This window comes from Sphingobium lactosutens DS20 (assembly GCF_000445105.1).
GTDB lineage: Bacteria > Pseudomonadota > Alphaproteobacteria > Sphingomonadales > Sphingomonadaceae > Sphingobium > Sphingobium lactosutens.
In genome coordinates, this window is record NZ_ATDP01000077.1 from 1 (window position 1) to 16,556 (window position 16,556).

The window sequence follows — 16,556 nt, forward strand, 5'->3', positions numbered from 1 at the left end:
TGCGCGCGCTGGTCGGTCGGGCGTCGGCGGGGCAGGGCCTGATCGAGGCGCTGGCCTGTCACCTGCTGCTGCATGGCAATGGCTATGTCCAGGTGATGGCGGGGGCGGACGGGATGCCGGCCGAACTGTTCGCGCTGCGGCCCGAGCGGATGAGCGTGGAGGCGGATGCGCGGGGGTGGCCGGCGGCCTATCTGTATCGCGTGGGTGAGAGCGTGACGCGGCTGCACCCCGAAGACGCCGCCGGGCGGACGAGCGTGCTGCATATGAAGGCGTTGCATCCGCTGGACGATCATTATGGGCTGGGCTGCATCGGCGCGGCGGCGGGCGCGGTGGCGATCCACAATGCGGCGAGCGTGTGGAACAAGGCGCTGCTCGACAATGCGGCGCGGCCGAGCGGGGCGATGGTCTATGAGCCGGGCGACGGGTCGGTGCTGTCGCCTGAACAGTTTGAGCGGGTGAAGCGCGAGATGGAGGCGGCCTTTGCCGGCGCGGCCAATGCCGGGCGGCCGATGCTGCTGGAAGGGGGCCTCAGCTGGAAGGCGATGAGCTTGACGCCCGCCGAGATGGATTTTGTGGGGTTAAAGGCGGCCGCCGCGCGGGAGATCGCCTTGGCCTTTGGCGTGCCGCCGATGCTGATGGGCCTGCCCGGCGACAATAGCTACGCCAATTATCGCGAGGCCAACAAGGCGCTGTGGCGGCAGGCCATCTTGCCGCTGGTGACGAAGATCGGCGCGGCGCTGGCCCAAGGGCTGGATGGCTGGTGGCCGGGGCTGGAAATCGAGCCGGACCTGGACGCGGTGCCGGCATTGTCGGACGAGCGCGCGGCGCTGTGGGAGCGGGTGGCGAGCGCAGATTTCCTGAGCGCCGAGGAGAAGAAGGCGATGCTGGGTATCGGGTGACGGGCGGCTTCTCGACTGCGCTCGAAGCGAACGGAGGGAGTGGTCAGCCGAAGGGATGCTGGGCGAGGCTGTCGAGGCGGCAGAAGCCGCCGTCCCAGTTCCAGCGCCCCCCCTGGAGCAGGCAGTCGCCCGCGCGGTCGAGGCCGAAATGCCAGCCGACAAGGCCGAGCGCGACGATGACGAGGACGATCAGGATTTTGCGGGTGGGGCGCTTCATGGCGCGTCAGATAGGCGCGCGGTGTCGACATGAAAAGGAGCGGGGCGATGAAGGAGGAGATGCTGGCGCGGCTGGTCGCGCAGGCGCAGGGGCAGGTGGCCGACATGGTGACGATCCGCGCGCTGATCGAGGAGGCGAGCGACCTGGGCGCGGGGCGGGCGCTGGAGCGGCTGGGTCTGAGCGATCGGGGCGCGGAGACGGATGTCCGCGAACTGCGCGAATTGCTGTCCGCCTGGCGCGACGCGAAGAAGGCGGCGCGCGGGGCGGTGATCGGCTGGATCGTGCGGATCGGCATGGCGATGGTGCTGCTGGGCGTGGCGGTGAAGGTCGGGCTGGTCGGGTTGGTGAAGGCATGAGCGCGGGCGACTTGCGCTTTGCCGGCTATGCGGCGATCTTCGACCGTGTGGACCGGGGTGGCGATGTCGTGCGGGCGGGGGCGTTTGGCGATGTGGCGGCGGCAGGCGTGCCCCTGCTGTGGCAGCATGGGCCGGCGAGCGTCATCGGCGTGGTGGAAAGCGCGCGGGAGGATGCGCGCGGGCTGCGCGTGATCGGCCGGGTGTCGCGGGCGAGCGCGGGCGGGCGCGAGGCGGCGGCGGCGATCGCGCAGGGCGCGGTCGACGGGCTGAGTTTCGGATATCGGGTGAAGACCGCGCGGGGGGCAAGGCCGCGCGAATTGCTGGCGCTGGAGCTGGTGGAGGTGAGCGTGGTGACGCACCCGATGCAGCCGATGGCGCGGGTGGTGGCGGTGGAGGGGTAGCGCTTTTCCCCTCTCATCCGACTTCGCCTAGCCATCGGGCTGGCAAGGCTTCGTATCCTTCTCCCCCACGGGGAGAAGGTTTTCAGATGATCCCCAGCCAATTCAATTCGCCCGGCAGATCGTCGGCGCTGTAGTCTATTTGCAGCACGCGGCGGTGGCGGGGGTTGGATGCCGCGTCGGACGCGTGGAGGATCGGCGTGGCGTAGAGCCAGATGTCCCCGCGGTCAGCCAAGCAGGCATGGGTGCCGCAACGTGCGACGAGGGCGGCAACGGCGCTTTCAGAGATGCGGCCGAGGCGATGCGAGCCGGGGGCGATCAGCAGCGGAGCATTATCTGCGCCGACGGGGTCGAGATGGATGCGCAAGGTGAGCATCCGATCAAGCAGGGATTGCGGCGGCGCGACGTGCTGGATGCCGGACTTGAGCGTCCAGGGGCCGAAACCCGGCGTGTCGATGCGGGTGCGCACGGCGATGGTGCGGTCCTGATGCCAGCCGAGCGCCCAGTTGGTCGCAGGGCTTTTGTCGAACAGGATGGCGCGGACGGCTTTTGTGGTCGTGCCTTGGTGCGCGGCGGCGTGGCGGCCGATCGCGCCGGTGGCGCTGAGCATGCTGGCGAGGGCGGGCAGGCTGGCGAGACGCAGACCGGGCTGGCCGGGCGGCAGATCTGCGAGCACGGATTCTATGGTAGCGAGCGCGGTAGGATCGAGAGCGGCGGGGATAAGCTGCGCGCCGTCGGTGGCAAGGGCGAGAGGCATCATCTTCAGCGCGGGTCGGGGCCGAAGCGGTTCGGGCCGTGCGTGCCGGGCCAGTAGAGCAACAGGAGCATCGCGATCACGAGGCAAACATATATGATGTCGGCCCAGCGCGGCGGGAAGACCGTAGCGAGCAGGTCGTGACGCATCATATTCCATCCAAAGCCCGCTGGCATGATGAGCACCCACCAGGCCGACCGGTTCTGGTCATGCAGGCGCCGTGCGAACAATGCAAACATCGGCAGGATGACGGCGATTTGAAGCACCGCCATCAGGAAAGACGCCAGTGTTCCCTGCAGGGCCACGCCAGCCGTGAAACCCAGCATCACGCCGACAAGCGCGATGGCGAAATGATAAAGCAGAACCTCCGTGCGGCGTGAGCGCCCATTGAAGTCTGCTACTCCATATATGGTGCGACGCAAAAGAGCGAGTTCGGCTTTGGTGCCAGACGGATAGGTCAAGGGGATTCCTCTTTTGTTCGGTAGCATGGCGGGCGGCGTTGCGATGTGCAATGGGGCGCGAGGAGAGCGCAGTCGTCCCCCTCATTCAACTTCGCCTGGCCAGCAGGCTGGCAAGGCTTCGTATCCTTCTCCCTGTGGGGAGAAGGTTTGATCGGGCGGTCCGTCTTGGGCCGCCCTTTTTTGTGGAGACGGGCATGACGGATCAGTTGGAAGCGAGCCTGGACATGGTGGTGCAGGAGGAGCGGATCGCGGGGTTGGCGCAGGAGGTGGCGGCGCTCAAAGGGGCGTTGCTGAGCGCGCAGCGGCCGGCGCTGGATGGGGTGAAAGGCGGGTTGGAGGACCCGGCGCGGGCGGCCTTTGTCGAGCGCTATCTGCGCCATGGGCAGGAAGCGGGCGTGGAACTGAAGAGCTTTTCGGGCGCGTCGGGCGCGGCGGGCGGCTATGCGGTGCCGCGCGAGATCGACCAGCTGATCGGGTCGACGCTCAAAGCCATGTCGCCGATCCGCGCCATCGCCAATGTGGTGCGCACGGGGAGCGCGGGATACCGCAAGCTGGTGAGCGCGGGCGGCATCGTGTCGGGATGGGCGAGCGAAACGGGCGCGCGGGGCGAGACGGGGACGCCGAGCTTCAACGAGATCGTGCCGCCGGGCGGCGAGCTGTTCGCCAATCCTGCCGCCAGCCAGGCGATGCTGGACGATGCGCAGTTCGATGTCGAAGGGTGGCTGGCGAGCGAGATTGCGCGCGAGTTCGCGGGGGCCGAGGGCGCGGCCTTTGTGAGCGGCAATGGCACGAACAAGCCCAAGGGCTTCCTGACCTATACGACCACCAATGAGGGCGATGGCGTGCGCGCATTCGGATCGCTGCAATATGTGGCGTCGGGCGCGGCGGGCGGCTTTGCGGCAAGCAATCCGCAGGATCGGCTGATCGACCTGATCCAAAGCCTGCGCGCGCCCTATCGCCAGGGGGCGTGCTTCGTGATGAACAGCGCGACGCTGTCGGTCATCCGCAAGATGAAGACGAGCGATGGCGCGTTCCTGTGGCAGCCGGGCCTGAGTGCGAGCCAGCCGGCGACCCTGCTGGGATATCCGGTGGTCGAGGCCGAGGATATGCCCGACATTGCCGCGGGCAGCCTGTCCATCGCCTTCGGCAATTTCGCGATGGGCTATGTCATCGCCGAACGCAGCGAGACGAGCATCCTGCGCGATCCGTTCAGCAACAAGCCGTTCGTCCATTTCTACGCGGTCAAGCGCATCGGCGGCGGCGTGGCGAATAGCGAGGCGATCAAGCTGATGAAGTTCGCCGCTTCCTAAACGGCGGGACGGCAGGCTGAGGACTTGCTGAGGGTTGGGGGGAGGCGGGTGCCTTCCCCCTTTTTTGTGTCGAGATGGGCAGGGGAGCGGGGCGTGGCGATCACGGGGCTGGAGATGGCGGAGCTGGTGCGCGAGCTGTGCCATGATGAGGGGGCAGGGCCGCTGGCGCTGAGCGGCGCGGCGGCGGGCTACAGGCGCTTTGCCGACGCGGTGGGGGCGGGCGCGGCCTTTCCCTATGTCATTGTAGGCGCAGGGGATGTGCCGCAATGGGAGGCAGGCAGCGGCGTCCTGAACGAGGCCGGGCGGCTGGTGCGGTCGCCATCGGCGTCTTCGGCGGGTGGCGCGGCGGTGGATTTCGGGCCGGGCGAGAAGCGCGTGACGCTGGCCCCGCATGCGGCCTGGATCGCGGCGGTCGAGGGGCATGGCCATGATGTCGCCGGGATTGCAGGATTGCCCGAGGCCTTGGCCGGGATGGAGGAGCTGGGCGTGGCGGTGGAGGCCGCGGCCCAGGCGATTGACGGGCTGGGCCAGGGGCTGGCGGGCAAGCAGGCGGCAAGCGGGCAGCTGGACGCCATAGCGGCGCTGTCGACCACGGCGTTCGGGCGGTCGCTGCTGGAACAGGGCGATGCGGGCAGCGCACGGACGCGGATCGGCGCGCTGGGCGCGAGCGGCGTGCAGCGCATGGGGGGCGCGGAACTGCACATCAACACATTGACGGGCGAGGCCTATCCTACCGAAGGCTGGATGGGCCGGGTCAGTGTGCTGGGACCGGCGGTGTCGGTGGTGATGGATGGCGGCCAGGGCAGTTTTCGTGTGGTCGGCACCGGCGCTCTGGCGAACAACCGGCTGTATCGCGCCAATGGCACGCTGGCGGCGCGGGCCGACATTGTAAGCGGCGACGTGATTGGCGACTATAATGTGTGGGGGCAGATTGGCGGCGATTTCGTCGAGCTGTCGCGGGTGCGCACCACCTATGTCGGCGCGGCGCCCGCCACCAATAATCTGGCGTCGCGGATGAATTTCTATGTCGGGCGGACGGGATCGTCGGCGATGCAGGAAACGCTGCGGCTGGAGCATCAGGCGATCACCGCGTTCGGCGCGGTCGCGCCATCGTCCGACAATGGCTTTGCGCTGGGGAACGGGGCGGCGCGATGGTCGGCCATCTATGCCGCGAGCGGAACGATCAGCACATCGGACGCGCGGGCGAAGCAGGATCTGGCGGATATTGACGATGCGCTGATCGACGCCTGGGAGGCAGTGGACTGGCGGCAGTATCGCTTTGGCGAGGCGGTGGCGGCCAAGGGCGATGCCGCGCGCACGCATATAGGGCTGGTAGCGCAGGAGGTGCGCGATGCGATCGACGCGCGGCTGGGCATGGGCACGGCGGTGCGGCTGGGGCTGCTGTGCCACGACCGCTGGGACGCGCGCGGGGCGGAAACGGACGATGATGGCGTGGTGACGGCAGGGCGCGCGGCGGGCGATCGCTGGGGGCTGCGCTACGAGGAGTGTCTGGCGCTGGAGGCGGCATGGCAGCGGCGGCGTATCGCGCGGCTGGAGGCGCGGATCGCGGCGCTGGAGACGAGCGCATGATGCAGGGCGAGGCGCTGGGCGCGCAGCCGATCGGGGATGGCGGCGCGGATCGGCCCGGATGGAGCGGGCCATGGGGCATGGGCGTGCGACGGGGGCTGGGCGTGCGGGTCGACGCGCGCGCGCCGGCGATCCGGGTCGCGGCGAGGATGGGGAGCAAGATCAGATGAGCCTGTTGTTGAAGGACCCGCAGGCGCGGGTCGACCATGCGATCGACTGGTCCGCCTATCTGGCCGGGCAGAGTTTGATCGCCAGTGACTGGATGGTCGAGCCGGAGGAAGCCGGCGGGATTGTCGTCGAGGCAAGCGCGTTCGAGGCGCAGCGCAGCAGCGCGCGGGTGACCGGCGGACGGGTGGGCCAGGTCTATCGGCTGACCAATCGCGTGACCCTGTCCGACGGGCAGGCGGATGAACGATCGGTGACGATGCGGGTGGAGGAACGCTGATGCTGGCACAGCAGGAGAGCGGGGCGCTGGCGGCGCCTCTCGCGGAAGTGAAGGCCTATCTGCGGATCGCGCATGACGATGAGGACGCGGTGCTGGCCGGGCTGCTGCGCGGCGCAAGCGCGCTGTGCGAGCAATTTGTCGGCCAGTGGCTGATCGCGCGGGATGCGCGCGAGACGGTGGCGGGCGGCGGCAGGTGGCAGCGGTTGTCGGCGCGGCCGGTTCTGGCGGTGAGCCAGGTGCGCGCGGTGGAGGCGGACGGGACCAGCGCGGCGCTGCCGGTCGAGGCCTATGCCATCGACATCGACGCGGCGGGCGATGGATGGGTGCGATCGACGCGGCCGGGCGACGGACGCGTGCTGGCGGTGGACTATCGCGCGGGGATGGCGGCGGAGATGAACGGCCTGCCCGAAGCGTTGCGGCAGGGAATCATTCGGCTGGCGGCGGACCATTATCTGGCGCGCGGCAGCGAGGATGCGGCGCCCCCGCCGTGGTGAGCGCGCTGTGGCGGCCCTATCGGCGGATGCGGCTGGCATGAGGGTGGGGCTGGAACGGCGCGTGGCGGCGCGGGCGGCGGCGGTGCGGGCGCGGATCGCGGCGGCGATGGCGGCAGAGCGCGTCGCGGCGCGGGTCGAGGGGGAAAGCGTGCTGCTGTCCGCGCCGGGGCTGCACGCGCGCTGGTGGCGCGACTTGGCGCTGCGCGAGGCGGGGCGAGGGAGGAGCGGGCAATGAGCGCGGAAGTGGCGATACGGGCGACGGTGATCGCGGCGTTGCGGGAGGATGCGGCGCTGATGGCGGTGGCGCAGGGCGTGCATGATGGCGAGCCGGGGCGGGCGGCGGCCCCTTATGCGCATGTGGGCGAATGCCTGGGTTCAGACTGGGGCGGCAAGGATGTCGAGGGGCGTGAATTGCGACTGACCATCGGGCTGACCGTGGCGGAGGAGACGCCGGGGCGGCTTGCGGAGATGATGGCCCGGGTCGAACCGGCGCTGGGCGTTGTGGGCGTGCGCGATGGCTGGCGGATCGTGAGCGCGCGGTTGCTGCGATCGCGCGTGGCGCGGAGCGGCGGCGGAGCGGGCGCGGGGTGGCGGGCGGTGATGGATTATCGGCTGCGCGTGGTGCGGGACGGGTGAGGGGGAAGTATGTCCCCTAGGTGCTGCGATGGCGGCGCGGTTTGGAGATGGGTTCCCGCTTGCGTGGGAATGACGAGGTGGGAACGGGCGATAGGGTGACACCCCTCCGTCAGCACTGCGTGCTGCCACCTCCCCTTATAGGGGAGGAGGAAGGGAGAGCGATTGTTGCGGCGGGTTAGACATGGGCCGCCGAAATCATCTGTTTTTGTGCGATTTTTCTAAGTCAAGGCGGTGGGCCTTGGCTTGGGATGTCGCTTGTCGGGAGAATGCGCCATGGGCGTCGAGAAGGGAAGTGCGTTTCTGCTCAAGGTAGGCGACGGCAATGTGCCGGCAACATATGCGACGGTGGCGGGGATGCGGACCACACAATTGTCGGTGAACGGCGAGGCGGTGAACATCACCAGCAAGGATTCGGGTGGGTGGCGCGAATTGCTGTCGGGCGCGGGCGTGCGGTCGGTCAGCGTGTCGGCGGCCGGACTGTTCACGGGGTCGGACGCGGAGGTGCGCATCCGCAACCATGCGCTGGCCGGCACGATCGAGGATTATGAGCTGAGTTTCGAGAGCGGCGAGCGCATGCGCGGGCGGTTCCTGGTCACGCGGCTGGACTATGCCGGCGACTATAATGGCGAGCGCAACTATGCGCTGAGCCTGGAAAGCTCCGGCGCGGTGGTGAGCCTGTGAGTGGTGGCGCGAACCCGGAGCGCGGGGAAACTGCGCTGATGGTAGGCGGCGAGCCGCTGGCGCTGCGGCCGAGCTTTGCCGCGCTGGTCGAGGCGGAGCAGGAATTGGGGCCGCTGTTCGACCTGGTCGAGCGGGCGGCCGACGGCAAGCTGTCGCTGGGCGATCTGGTGGCGTTGCTGTGGCATTGCCTGGTCGATCGCGAGGCGTTGAGCCGCGAGGCACTGGGCGAGGCGGTGCTGGCGCTGGGCCTGGCCCGGGTGACGCCGGTGCTGCGCGCGGTGCTGCAACAGATTTTGGCGGGGAAATGACGCGCTTTGCCGAACGGGCCGGTCGGCTGGCGGGACTGGCCGGCTGGCTGCTGGGCTGGCGGCCGGACGAGTTCTGGCGCGCGACGCCGGCCGAACTGACGAGTGTGCTGACGGCGGCGAAGGGCGAGGCGGCGGAGGACGCGGCCGGGGTGGATGGCGCGGAGTTGGCGCGGCTGATGGGGGCGATGCCGGATTAGCAAGCCCTGCTCTTGCCAAGGCAGGAGCCCAATCGAGAGCGCAGAACTGGGCTCCTGCTTTCGCAGGAGCACATGTCCGCTGCAGGGAAGCGGGAGGTCATATGGACGAGGATGTCGAGACGTTGGTGGTGCGGGTGCGGGCCGATACGCAGGGGCTGGGCCGCGATGTCGAGGCGATGCGGGCGAGCCTGGAGGGGCCGCTGGCGAGCGGGGCGGAGCGGGCGGGGCTGCGCATCGAGCAGGGCCTGCTGCGCGCGGTGCGGACGGGCAAGTTCGGTTTTGAGGATCTGAAGCGACTGGCGCTGAGCACGCTGGACCAGATCGCCGCGACCAGCCTGCGGTCGGCGCTGGGGAGCGGCGGGTCGGGCAATGGCGGGCTGGTCGCGCTGGGCGCGACCCTGCTGACGTCGGTGCTGGGATTGCCCGGGCGAGCGACGGGCGGGCCGGTGGCGCCGGGACGCGCCTATATGGTCGGCGAGCGCGGGCCGGAAATGTTCGTGCCCACGACGAGCGGGCAGGTGATCGCCCATGGCGGCGGCAGGCGTGACGTGCGGGTGAGCATCGCGGTGAACGGACGGGGAGGCGAGAGCGAGCCGCGCATGCTGGCGCGCAGCGCGCGGCAGGTGGCGCGCGCGGTCAGGGGGGCGCTGGAGCAATGAGCATGGGATATTGGCTGGCGGACACGCGCGAGGGACAGGAGGCGGGATTCCTCAAGCGGTTCGCAGCGACGCACTGGACGGTGAATTTTCCCCGGCCGATGATGGCGAGCGTGGTGACGAGCGCGCCCGATGCCTTGCGGGTGGACGCGGTCTTCTACGGGTCGGGCGATCTGGCGGGGTTGATCTGGGAGGCGGAGGACAGATGGAGCCACCCGCTGCTGGCCTATGAGACGGACCGGGATTTTCGGAACTGCGTGCTGTCGTTCCGCTGGCGCAGCGGCGGGTTGCGGCAGCTGGACGAAACGCACGGGCCGACGCTGACGATCGAGGGGCGCGACGCAGCAGGCAGCCCGCGCGCCTGGTATGTGCGCTTGTGGAATTATGCGAGCGGTGGGCCGGAAGATGCTGTCATCCGGCTGGATTTTGCCGCGCTGGTGGCAGGATATGACCTGCCGGAGGAAGCCGACCCGGTATGGGCAGGCGATGTCGACCGGATGTTCATTTCGCTCGTCCCGCCTGGCTATGACGAAGGAGATACGCCCTTTGTCCAAGCGCAGGAAGGCTGGGCCGAACTGAGCGCCATCGCGTGCGAGGGGGCGGGATCGGTACTGGCGGTGGGCAACGTCATGCTGCCCGAACATGGGCTGAGCATGGCGACGGGCTATGATGATTGTTTCAACCAGACGCCCGAGCGGGTGGTCGCGGCGATCCATGCGCTGGGCTATCGCGGGGCGATCAACCATTATGTCGGGATGAGCCATTATTTCCGGCTCGAACGGCTGGGCAGCGACCTGTATGTCAGCCTGGCCGGCGGGGCGCTGAATGCGCCCTGCTCGGCGTGGCACCGGGATTTTGCGCGGCGGGCGAAGGCGCTGGGGTTCGGCGTCATCTGGTCGCTATCCTATGAGCTGTTCAACGCCCATTGCTGGAACGACTGGAAGCAGCGGGCCGAAAATGGCGACCCGGCGCTGACCGGATGGGAGCCGCCATCGACATTATTGTCGCCCGCCCATGGTGGAGCGATGGCCTATTTGCAGGCGATCGCGACAGCCTTTGTTTCCATAGGCCTGGGCGCGGACTTGCCGATCCTGTTTCAGGTCGGCGAGCCATGGTGGTGGGTGATGCCGGGCGACGGGCGCATCTGCCTGTATGATGACGCGGCGCGGGCGGCGCTGGGCGGCGCGCCGGTGTCGATCCCGAGCCTGTGGGGCGAACTGGACGCGGCGCAATGCGCGCTGCTGGATGCGGCGGGGGCGATGCTGGCGGCGTCGACGGCGGCGCTGTGCGCGGCGGTGAAGGCGGCTGCGCCGGGCGCGGTGACGCATCTGCTGGCCTATCTGCCCACGATATTGGACCCGCGCGCGCCCGAAGCGAAACGCGCGAACATGCCGGTCGGATGGGCGGCCCCGGCGTTCGACGTGCTGCAACTGGAGGATTATGACTGGGTGACGGAGGGGCGGCCCAACCTGACCGAGCGCGGGATCACGCTGGCGACGGTGCGGCTGGGCTATCCGGTCGAGGCGCAGCATTATCTGGCCGGCTTCGTCCTGTTGCCCGAACAATCCGGGCAATGGCGGGCGATCATGGCGGCGGCGCGCGCGTCGGTGGCGCGGGGGACGGCGGCGACATTCATCTGGGCACTGCCGCAAGTGTGCCGCGACGGCTTTACCTGTTTCAGCATAGAAGGGGAGGATGGGGTGCAAGCCTTTGACGATGTGCGCTTTCCGCTGGCGATCGGGCGGGAGGCGAGTCTGAGCCCGGCCTTTTCGACGCAGATTGTCGAGAGTCCTTCGGGGCATGAGCGGCGGTCGAGCGACTGGGCGGATGCGCGCCTGTCCTATGATGCCGGGCCGGGCGTGCGGTCGGAGGCGGACATAAGGGTGCTGATCGACTTTTTCCGGGCGCGGCGCGGGGCGGCGCGGGGGTTTCGCTTTACCGATCCCTATGATGACCGCAGCGGCCCGGCGGGCGCGGCGCCGTCGCCGATCGACCAGCGGCTGGGCGTGGGCGACGGCGTGCGGTCGCAATTCCCGCTGATGCGCCATTATGGCGCGGGCGAGGAGGCGCAGGCGCGGCGGATCACCCGGCCGGTCGCGGGCAGCATCCGCGTCGCGGCAGACGGGGTGGAGATGATCGGGGGCTGGAGCCATTCCGGGCTGGGCGTGATTGCGTTCGACGAGGCGCCGGGGGTGGGCGTGGTGCTGACCGCCGGCTACCGGTTCGATGTGCCGGTGCGCTTTGCCGAGGATCGGTTGGAGGTGAACCGCGCAACCTTTGCCGCGGGCGAAGCGGTGTCGGTGCCGCTGGTGGAGATACGCGAATGAGCGGTGGACTGGACGAGGCGCTGTGCACGCTGGCCTTTTGCTGGCGGATCGCGCGGCGCGACGGGGTGACGATCGGGCTGACCAGCCATGACCGCGACCTGGAGATTGGCGGCCTCATCTATCGCGCCGCGCCAGGCATGACGCCGGCGGCGGTGCGCAGCGGCATCACGCTGGATGGCGAGGACAGCGACGTGGCGGGCGCGCTGTCGAGCGAGGCGATCAGCGAGGCGGACCTGATGGCGGGGCGCTGGGACGGCGCGGCGCTGGAGTTGCGGGTGACACAATGGGAGGCGCCGGGCGCGTTGTGGCTGGTGCTGGCGCGCGGCGAGATGGGCGCGGTGTCGCGCAAGGGGCAGGAATTTTCCGCCGAACTGGTGGGGGCGGCGGCGATATTGGGCGCGCCTGTGGCCCCGAGCACATCGCCCGACTGCCGGGCGCGGCTGGGCGACCGGGCGTGCCGGGTCGACATGGCGGGGCGGCGGCGGATCGTGGCGGTGGAGGACGCGGAGGGGGCGGAGGTCGCGGTCGCCGGGCTGGCGGCCGGGGCCTATGCCTTTGGCGCGGTGCGGTGGATGACGGGGCGCAATGCGGGGCTGACGCAGGCGGTGCTGGACAATGATGCGTCCGGCTTGACGCTGGCGGACGCGCCGGCCTTTGCGGTGGAGCCGGGAACGCTGGCGCTGCTGACCGAAGGATGTGACCGGCAGGCGGCGACCTGTGGCGCGCGCTTTGGCAATATCGTCAATTTCCGGGGCGAGCCGTTCCTGCCGGGCATGGACCTCCTGACCCGCTATCCCGGCGCATGAGCGGGGAAGACGGCGCGGCGGCCATCGTGGCGGCGGCGCGGGCGCTGGTGGGCGTGCCGTTCCGCCTGCATGGGCGCGGCCGGGACGGGCTGGATTGCGTGGGCGTTGCGGCGCTGGCGCTGGGGCGCGCCGCGCCACGTGCCTATGGATTGCGCAGCGGCGACGCGGAGCGGGCGGCGCGATGGCTGGAAGTGGCGGGGTTGCGTCCGGTGGCGGAGGGGCAGGCGGGCGACCTGGCGCTGGTGCGGCCGGGACCATTGCAACTGCATCTGATGATCGGGACCGGCGCGGGGTTTGTCCACGCCCATGCCGGTTTGCGGCGCGTGGTGGAAATGCCGGGAGATTCGCCCTGGCCGATCATCGGCTGGTGGCGGGGATGAAGGAGGGGCGAGCATGGCGACGATAGTGCTGAGCGCGGTGGGCACCGTGCTGGGCGGGCCGATCGGCGGGGCGATTGGCGGCCTGATCGGCAACGCGTTCGACAATGAGGTGCTGTTCAAGCCAAAGGGCCGGCAGGGTGCGCGCCTGTCCGATTTGCAGGTGCAGACATCCAGCTATGGCACGCAGCTGCCCGCGATCTTTGGCACGATGCGGGTGGCGGGCACGGTCATCTGGGCGACGGATTTGCAGGAGACGTCGAGCCGCAGCGGCGGCGGCAAGGGGCGGCCGAGCGTCACCAGCTACAGCTATTCGGCGAGCATCGCGGTAGCGCTGTCGTCGCGGCCGATCCGGGCGATCCGGCGGATATGGGCGGACGGCAATCTGTTGCGTGGGGCGGCGGGCGATTTCAAGACGGAGGTGGGCGCGTTCCGGGTGCATCCCGGCGATGAGGGACAATCGCCCGATCCGCTGATCGCCTCGGCGCAGGGCATCGGCGCGACGCCGGCGCATCGCGGCATGGCCTATGTCGTGTTCGAGGATCTGGCGCTGGCCGATTATGGCAATCGCATCCCGTCGCTGACATTCGAGGTGGAGGCGGATGAGGGGGCGGTGTCGCTGGATCGCATTGCAGGCGAACTAAGCGGCGCGCGGCTGGCGGGGCCGGCTTCGATCAGCGTCGATGGCTTTGCCGCGAGCGGGGCGGATAGGCGCGAGGCGGTGATGCCGCTGGTCGAAGCCTTTGGCCTGGGCCTGCGATCGGGGGCGGATGGGCTGGCATTGGTGGACGCAGGCGCGGCGGCGGGGACGATTGCGGACGAGACGCTGGCGCAGCGGGTCGATGGCCGTGCGATCGACCCCATAGAGCATCAAGGCGGTTCGGCCGATGGCGTGCCGGTGGCGCTCAGCCTGCGTTACCATGATGCGGCGCGCGATTATCAGGCCGGGATGCAGCGGGTGACGCGGCCGGGGGCGGGGCGGAGCGAAAGCGGGATCGACCTGCCCGCCGTGCTGGACCCCGATGCGGCGCGGGCGGTGGCGAGCGACCGTCTGCGGGCGCGCTGGGCCGGCCGGGCGCGCATGACGGTGCGCTGCGACTGGCGGGCGCTTGGGCTGGCGGCAGGCGACGTCGTTGCCGTGGAACGGGCGCCGGGGCTGTGGCGGATCGAGGAGCGCGAATGGGAAGCGATGGCGGTGCGGCTGGCGCTGCGGCGTCTGCCCGGTGGCGGTGGCGCACCGCCCATGGGCGCGGGATCGGGGGCGATCGTGCGGCCGGTGGATGCGCCGCACGGGCCGACGACTTTGCTGCTGGCGGACCTGCCGCGCATAACTGACGGCGTGGCGAATGCGCCCCTGGTCGTGGCGGCAGCGAGCGGCGGGGCTGGCTGGCGCAGCGCGGCGCTGTTCGTCACGGGCGCGAGCGGGGAGGCGGTGGCGATCGGCCGGAGTGCCGGACGCGCGGTGATGGGCGTTGCCGATACGGTCTTGCCTGAGGGCAGCGCGTTGCTGGTGGATAGCGGGCAATCCGTTTCGGTGACGCTGCTGGCGGCGGACATGGTGTTGCTGAGTGTCGATGAAGCCGCGGTGGACCAGGGACGGAATCTGGCCTTGCTGGGGCGTGAATTGATCCAGTTCGACACGGCCGAGCGGACCGGTGCTGCGACCTATCGGCTGAGCGGGCTGCGCCGGGGGCTGCGCGGCACCGACTGGGCGATGGCGGAGCATATGGCGGGCGAGCCGTTCCTGCTGATCGAGGAGGGGCGGCTGGTCGAGCCGCTGGCGGTGCAGGGCGCGGACGGCGAGGCGGGGAGCGTGCTGCGGGTTTCGGCGGTCGGCATTGGCGATGTGGCGCCGGCCGAGGTGATGCTGACCATCAGTGGCGAGGCGCTGAAGCCGCTTGCGCCCGTGCATATGCGCGCGCGGCGCGACGGGGCGGGCGGCTGGACGATCGAATGGACCCGGCGGAGCCGCGAGGGATGGCGCTGGCTAAGCGGAACGGACGTGCCGCTGGGCGAGGAAAGCGAGCGCTATGGGGTGGAGGTTCTGGACGGCGCGACCGTGGTGCGGGCGCAGGAGGTGACAAGCGCCAGCTGGACCTATGGCGCCGACATGATCGCGGCGGACGGCATGGACGGGCGCGATGTGCTGATCGCGGTGCGGCAGCGGGGAACCTATGCGATCGGTCGGACGGCGAGCCTGGTGCTGACGCTGTGACAATGGGTTGCGATCACAGGGAAACGAGAGAAGGAGTCGGATGATGGATGTCACGCCCATATGGGGCCTGCCGCTGCTGTTCGCGGGCCAGGCGCACAAGGAAATCGCGCATAATGAGGCGCTGGTGCTGATCGACGCGCTGTTGCTGGGCCGGGTGGAGAGTGCGTCGGCGGCCATGCCGCCGGAGGGGCCGGCGCCGGGGCAATGCTGGATCGTCGCGGACGGGGCGCTGGGCGCATGGGAGGGGCAAAGCGGCTCCCTTGCATGCTGGACAGAAGGAGCCTGGCGCTTTGTTCCCGCCCGTGCCGGTTTTGCCGTTACGGTCGCCGACGAAGGACTGACGCGCGTTCATGACGGGAGTCAGTGGCGGGCAGGCCCGATCCGGCCCGATGGCTTTTATATCGGCGACGAAAAAGTGGTTGGCGAGCGCCAGGCGGCTATTGCCGCGCCGAGCGGGGGGGGCGTGATTGACGCGCAGGCCCGATCAACCATCGCCGCCATTCTCGACAGCCTGCGTTCCCACGGCCTGATTGTTGCGTAATATTACGGGATTGCTCATTTCTTGTTGCACGGGTGCGTCAATAGTCTAGAATTTGCAGGCATTAGCCTGATCGGATCGCGTTAAAAGGGCTAGTGCGTTATTTTTGCAACGGTTTCACTAATTGTGGACTTGCCATGAAACCTTCTCCTGACTACAGGGTTTCAGCAGTCCTTCGTGACACTTTTGAAAGGGGAATCCATATGCGGAAGCTTGCCCTCGCGGCTGCGCTTGCGACCAGTGCCCTGGCCACCCCGGCCTTGGCGCGTGATAATAGCTGGTATGTTGGCGTGGACGCCGGCGTGCTGCTCGTTGAAGATCAGGACCTGACCTTCGACGCCGTCCCTCCCGGTGGTTCGGCGGTCCCGTCGATCGACTACCACAAGGGCTATGACTTCGACGCCAACATCGGTTACGACTTCGGTGGCTTCCGCCTCGAAGCCGAAGCCGCCTACAAGCGTGCGAAGATCGATTTCGACAAGACCGGCGGCGGCTTCGGCGGCGCTGCTTCGGCCCTGTCGTTCATGCTGAACGGTTTGCTGGACTTCGGTCCCGATGATGGCCTGCAGGGCTTCGTCGGCGGCGGTGTCGGCGTGTCGCGCGGCAAGCTCGCTTCGGACATCGTGAACGACAGCGACACCGGTTTCGCCTGGCAGGCGATCGCGGGTGTTCGTTACCCGGTCACCAACAATGTCGACGTTTCGCTGAAGTATCGCTTCTTCAACCAGGACGATATCAAGCTGATCCCGGCCTATCAGAGCATCTACGGCCAGGCCGGTTCGAACGCCGAAACCAAGCTGCGCACGCACAGCCTGCTGCTCGGCCTGACCTACAACTTCGGTGCGCCGGAAGAAGCGGCTCCGCCGCCTCCGCCTCCGCCGCCCCCGCCGCCCC

General features: G+C 69.1%; 22 protein-coding genes and 1 pseudogene. 20 read left to right on the forward strand and 3 right to left on the reverse strand.

The features are described 5' to 3' along the window. On the forward strand, positions 1-899 hold an 899-nt coding region (locus tag RLDS_RS36785), incomplete at its 5' end, for a phage portal protein (protein WP_021225464.1). A gap of 43 nt (positions 900-942) precedes the next feature. Here RLDS_RS36785 and RLDS_RS56485 read toward each other — a convergent pair. Then, positions 943-1,116, reverse strand: coding sequence for a hypothetical protein (locus RLDS_RS56485; protein ID WP_021225465.1), 174 nt, complete (start codon positions 1,114-1,116; stop codon positions 943-945). A gap of 47 nt (positions 1,117-1,163) precedes the next feature. Here RLDS_RS56485 and RLDS_RS36790 point away from each other — a divergent pair, with 47 nt between their 5' ends. Both RLDS_RS36790 and RLDS_RS36795 read left to right on the forward strand, forming a co-directional pair. Then, positions 1,164-1,472, forward strand: a complete 309-nt coding sequence (locus RLDS_RS36790) for a DUF6127 family protein (RefSeq protein ID WP_021225466.1) — start codon at positions 1,164-1,166, stop codon at positions 1,470-1,472. After that, the gene (locus RLDS_RS36795; protein WP_021225467.1) at positions 1,469-1,873 is read left to right on the forward strand and encodes an HK97 family phage prohead protease; all 405 of its coding nucleotides are present in this window, start codon (positions 1,469-1,471) and stop codon (positions 1,871-1,873) included. Before RLDS_RS36790 ends, RLDS_RS36795 begins: the two co-directional genes overlap by 4 nt. Before the next feature lie 82 nt (positions 1,874-1,955). Here RLDS_RS36795 and RLDS_RS36800 read toward each other — a convergent pair whose 3' ends face one another. Continuing rightward, complete coding sequence (locus RLDS_RS36800) at positions 1,956-2,630, reverse strand: phytanoyl-CoA dioxygenase family protein (RefSeq protein WP_021225468.1); 675 nt, start codon at positions 2,628-2,630, stop codon at positions 1,956-1,958. Between the two features lie 2 nt (positions 2,631-2,632). Beyond that, entirely contained in the window at positions 2,633-3,085 is a 453-nt protein-coding gene (locus tag RLDS_RS36805) for a DUF805 domain-containing protein (RefSeq protein WP_021225469.1), read from the reverse strand. 194 nt (positions 3,086-3,279) lie between these two features. Between RLDS_RS36805 and RLDS_RS36810 the strand changes: the two genes are divergently transcribed. From RLDS_RS36810 to RLDS_RS36875, 17 genes and pseudogenes are all read left to right on the forward strand, one after another. Continuing rightward, complete coding sequence (locus tag RLDS_RS36810) at positions 3,280-4,395, forward strand: phage major capsid protein (protein WP_021225470.1); 1,116 nt, start codon at positions 3,280-3,282, stop codon at positions 4,393-4,395. Positions 4,396-4,488: 93 nt separating this feature from the next. After that, positions 4,489-5,985, forward strand: a complete 1,497-nt coding sequence (locus RLDS_RS54490) for a tail fiber domain-containing protein (RefSeq protein ID WP_021225471.1) — start codon at positions 4,489-4,491, stop codon at positions 5,983-5,985. Then, on the forward strand, positions 5,982-6,152 hold the full coding sequence (locus tag RLDS_RS56245) for a hypothetical protein (RefSeq protein WP_021225472.1): 171 nt from the start codon (positions 5,982-5,984) through the stop codon (positions 6,150-6,152). The genes RLDS_RS54490 and RLDS_RS56245 overlap by 4 nt, the downstream gene beginning before the upstream one ends. Further along, positions 6,149-6,427: a phage fiber-tail adaptor protein gene (locus tag RLDS_RS36815; RefSeq protein ID WP_021225473.1), complete on the forward strand. Its 279-nt coding sequence runs from the start codon at positions 6,149-6,151 to the stop codon at positions 6,425-6,427. The genes RLDS_RS56245 and RLDS_RS36815 overlap by 4 nt, the downstream gene beginning before the upstream one ends. Continuing rightward, a pseudogene (locus tag RLDS_RS36820) lies at positions 6,427-6,962 on the forward strand (head-tail connector protein). Before RLDS_RS36815 ends, RLDS_RS36820 begins: the two are co-directional and overlap by 1 nt. Continuing rightward, the gene (locus RLDS_RS0127960; protein ID WP_031297813.1) at positions 6,959-7,156 is read left to right on the forward strand and encodes a hypothetical protein; all 198 of its coding nucleotides are present in this window, start codon (positions 6,959-6,961) and stop codon (positions 7,154-7,156) included. Before RLDS_RS36820 ends, RLDS_RS0127960 begins: the two are co-directional and overlap by 4 nt. Next, positions 7,153-7,557 carry a DUF3168 domain-containing protein gene (locus RLDS_RS36825; protein WP_021225476.1) on the forward strand — a complete coding sequence of 135 codons (405 nt, stop codon included), beginning with the start codon at positions 7,153-7,155 and terminating at the stop codon, positions 7,555-7,557. The genes RLDS_RS0127960 and RLDS_RS36825 overlap by 4 nt, the downstream gene beginning before the upstream one ends. Before the next feature lie 273 nt (positions 7,558-7,830). After that, positions 7,831-8,238 carry a phage tail tube protein gene (locus RLDS_RS36830; protein ID WP_021225477.1) on the forward strand — a complete coding sequence of 136 codons (408 nt, stop codon included), beginning with the start codon at positions 7,831-7,833 and terminating at the stop codon, positions 8,236-8,238. Between the two features lie 38 nt (positions 8,239-8,276). Beyond that, the gene (locus RLDS_RS36835; protein WP_236616829.1) at positions 8,277-8,546 is read left to right on the forward strand and encodes a gene transfer agent family protein; all 270 of its coding nucleotides are present in this window, start codon (positions 8,277-8,279) and stop codon (positions 8,544-8,546) included. Then, a complete protein-coding gene (locus RLDS_RS36840) occupies positions 8,543-8,743 on the forward strand; it encodes a phage tail assembly chaperone (protein ID WP_021225479.1) in 201 nt (66 codons plus the stop codon). Before RLDS_RS36835 ends, RLDS_RS36840 begins: the two co-directional genes overlap by 4 nt. A gap of 101 nt (positions 8,744-8,844) precedes the next feature. Beyond that, entirely contained in the window at positions 8,845-9,402 is a 558-nt protein-coding gene (locus RLDS_RS36845; protein WP_021225480.1) for a hypothetical protein, read from the forward strand. A gap of 2 nt (positions 9,403-9,404) precedes the next feature. Next, entirely contained in the window at positions 9,405-11,726 is a 2,322-nt protein-coding gene (locus tag RLDS_RS36850) for a DUF2460 domain-containing protein (RefSeq protein WP_031297815.1), read from the forward strand. Then, positions 11,723-12,532 carry a DUF2163 domain-containing protein gene (locus RLDS_RS36855; RefSeq protein ID WP_021225482.1) on the forward strand — a complete coding sequence of 270 codons (810 nt, stop codon included), beginning with the start codon at positions 11,723-11,725 and terminating at the stop codon, positions 12,530-12,532. Before RLDS_RS36850 ends, RLDS_RS36855 begins: the two co-directional genes overlap by 4 nt. Next, positions 12,529-12,912 (forward strand): NlpC/P60 family protein, encoded by a 384-nt coding sequence (locus RLDS_RS36860; protein WP_021225483.1) that lies wholly within the window; start codon positions 12,529-12,531, stop codon positions 12,910-12,912. The genes RLDS_RS36855 and RLDS_RS36860 overlap by 4 nt, the downstream gene beginning before the upstream one ends. A 13-nt stretch (positions 12,913-12,925) precedes the next feature. Continuing rightward, positions 12,926-15,124: a GTA baseplate fiber-binding domain-containing protein gene (locus RLDS_RS36865; RefSeq protein ID WP_021225484.1), complete on the forward strand. Its 2,199-nt coding sequence runs from the start codon at positions 12,926-12,928 to the stop codon at positions 15,122-15,124. Positions 15,125-15,164: 40 nt separating this feature from the next. Next, on the forward strand, positions 15,165-15,665 hold the full coding sequence (locus RLDS_RS36870) for a DUF2793 domain-containing protein (protein ID WP_408021107.1): 501 nt from the start codon (positions 15,165-15,167) through the stop codon (positions 15,663-15,665). 200 nt (positions 15,666-15,865) lie between these two features. Continuing rightward, on the forward strand, positions 15,866-16,556 hold a 691-nt coding region (locus tag RLDS_RS36875; RefSeq protein WP_021225486.1), incomplete at its 3' end, for an outer membrane protein.

Coding starts and splice junctions, on each gene's coding strand:
- RLDS_RS36840 (WP_021225479.1), top strand. CDS start 8,543: ATGACGCGCTTTGCCGAACGGGCCGGTCGGCTGGCGGGACTGGCCGGC.
- RLDS_RS36790 (WP_021225466.1), top strand. CDS start 1,164: ATGAAGGAGGAGATGCTGGCGCGGCTGGTCGCGCAGGCGCAGGGGCAG.
- RLDS_RS36830 (WP_021225477.1), top strand. CDS start 7,831: ATGGGCGTCGAGAAGGGAAGTGCGTTTCTGCTCAAGGTAGGCGACGGC.
- RLDS_RS36795 (WP_021225467.1), top strand. CDS start 1,469: ATGAGCGCGGGCGACTTGCGCTTTGCCGGCTATGCGGCGATCTTCGAC.
- RLDS_RS56245 (WP_021225472.1), top strand. CDS start 5,982: ATGATGCAGGGCGAGGCGCTGGGCGCGCAGCCGATCGGGGATGGCGGC.
- RLDS_RS0127960 (WP_031297813.1), top strand. CDS start 6,959: ATGAGGGTGGGGCTGGAACGGCGCGTGGCGGCGCGGGCGGCGGCGGTG.
- RLDS_RS36860 (WP_021225483.1), top strand. CDS start 12,529: ATGAGCGGGGAAGACGGCGCGGCGGCCATCGTGGCGGCGGCGCGGGCG.
- RLDS_RS56485 (WP_021225465.1), bottom strand. CDS start 1,116: ATGAAGCGCCCCACCCGCAAAATCCTGATCGTCCTCGTCATCGTCGCG.
- RLDS_RS36800 (WP_021225468.1), bottom strand. CDS start 2,630: ATGATGCCTCTCGCCCTTGCCACCGACGGCGCGCAGCTTATCCCCGCC.
- RLDS_RS36810 (WP_021225470.1), top strand. CDS start 3,280: ATGACGGATCAGTTGGAAGCGAGCCTGGACATGGTGGTGCAGGAGGAG.
- RLDS_RS36835 (WP_236616829.1), top strand. CDS start 8,277: ATGGTAGGCGGCGAGCCGCTGGCGCTGCGGCCGAGCTTTGCCGCGCTG.
- RLDS_RS36870 (WP_408021107.1), top strand. CDS start 15,165: ATGATGGATGTCACGCCCATATGGGGCCTGCCGCTGCTGTTCGCGGGC.
- RLDS_RS36865 (WP_021225484.1), top strand. CDS start 12,926: ATGGCGACGATAGTGCTGAGCGCGGTGGGCACCGTGCTGGGCGGGCCG.
- RLDS_RS36850 (WP_031297815.1), top strand. CDS start 9,405: ATGGGATATTGGCTGGCGGACACGCGCGAGGGACAGGAGGCGGGATTC.
- RLDS_RS36825 (WP_021225476.1), top strand. CDS start 7,153: ATGAGCGCGGAAGTGGCGATACGGGCGACGGTGATCGCGGCGTTGCGG.
- RLDS_RS36815 (WP_021225473.1), top strand. CDS start 6,149: ATGAGCCTGTTGTTGAAGGACCCGCAGGCGCGGGTCGACCATGCGATC.
- RLDS_RS36855 (WP_021225482.1), top strand. CDS start 11,723: ATGAGCGGTGGACTGGACGAGGCGCTGTGCACGCTGGCCTTTTGCTGG.
- RLDS_RS36845 (WP_021225480.1), top strand. CDS start 8,845: ATGGACGAGGATGTCGAGACGTTGGTGGTGCGGGTGCGGGCCGATACG.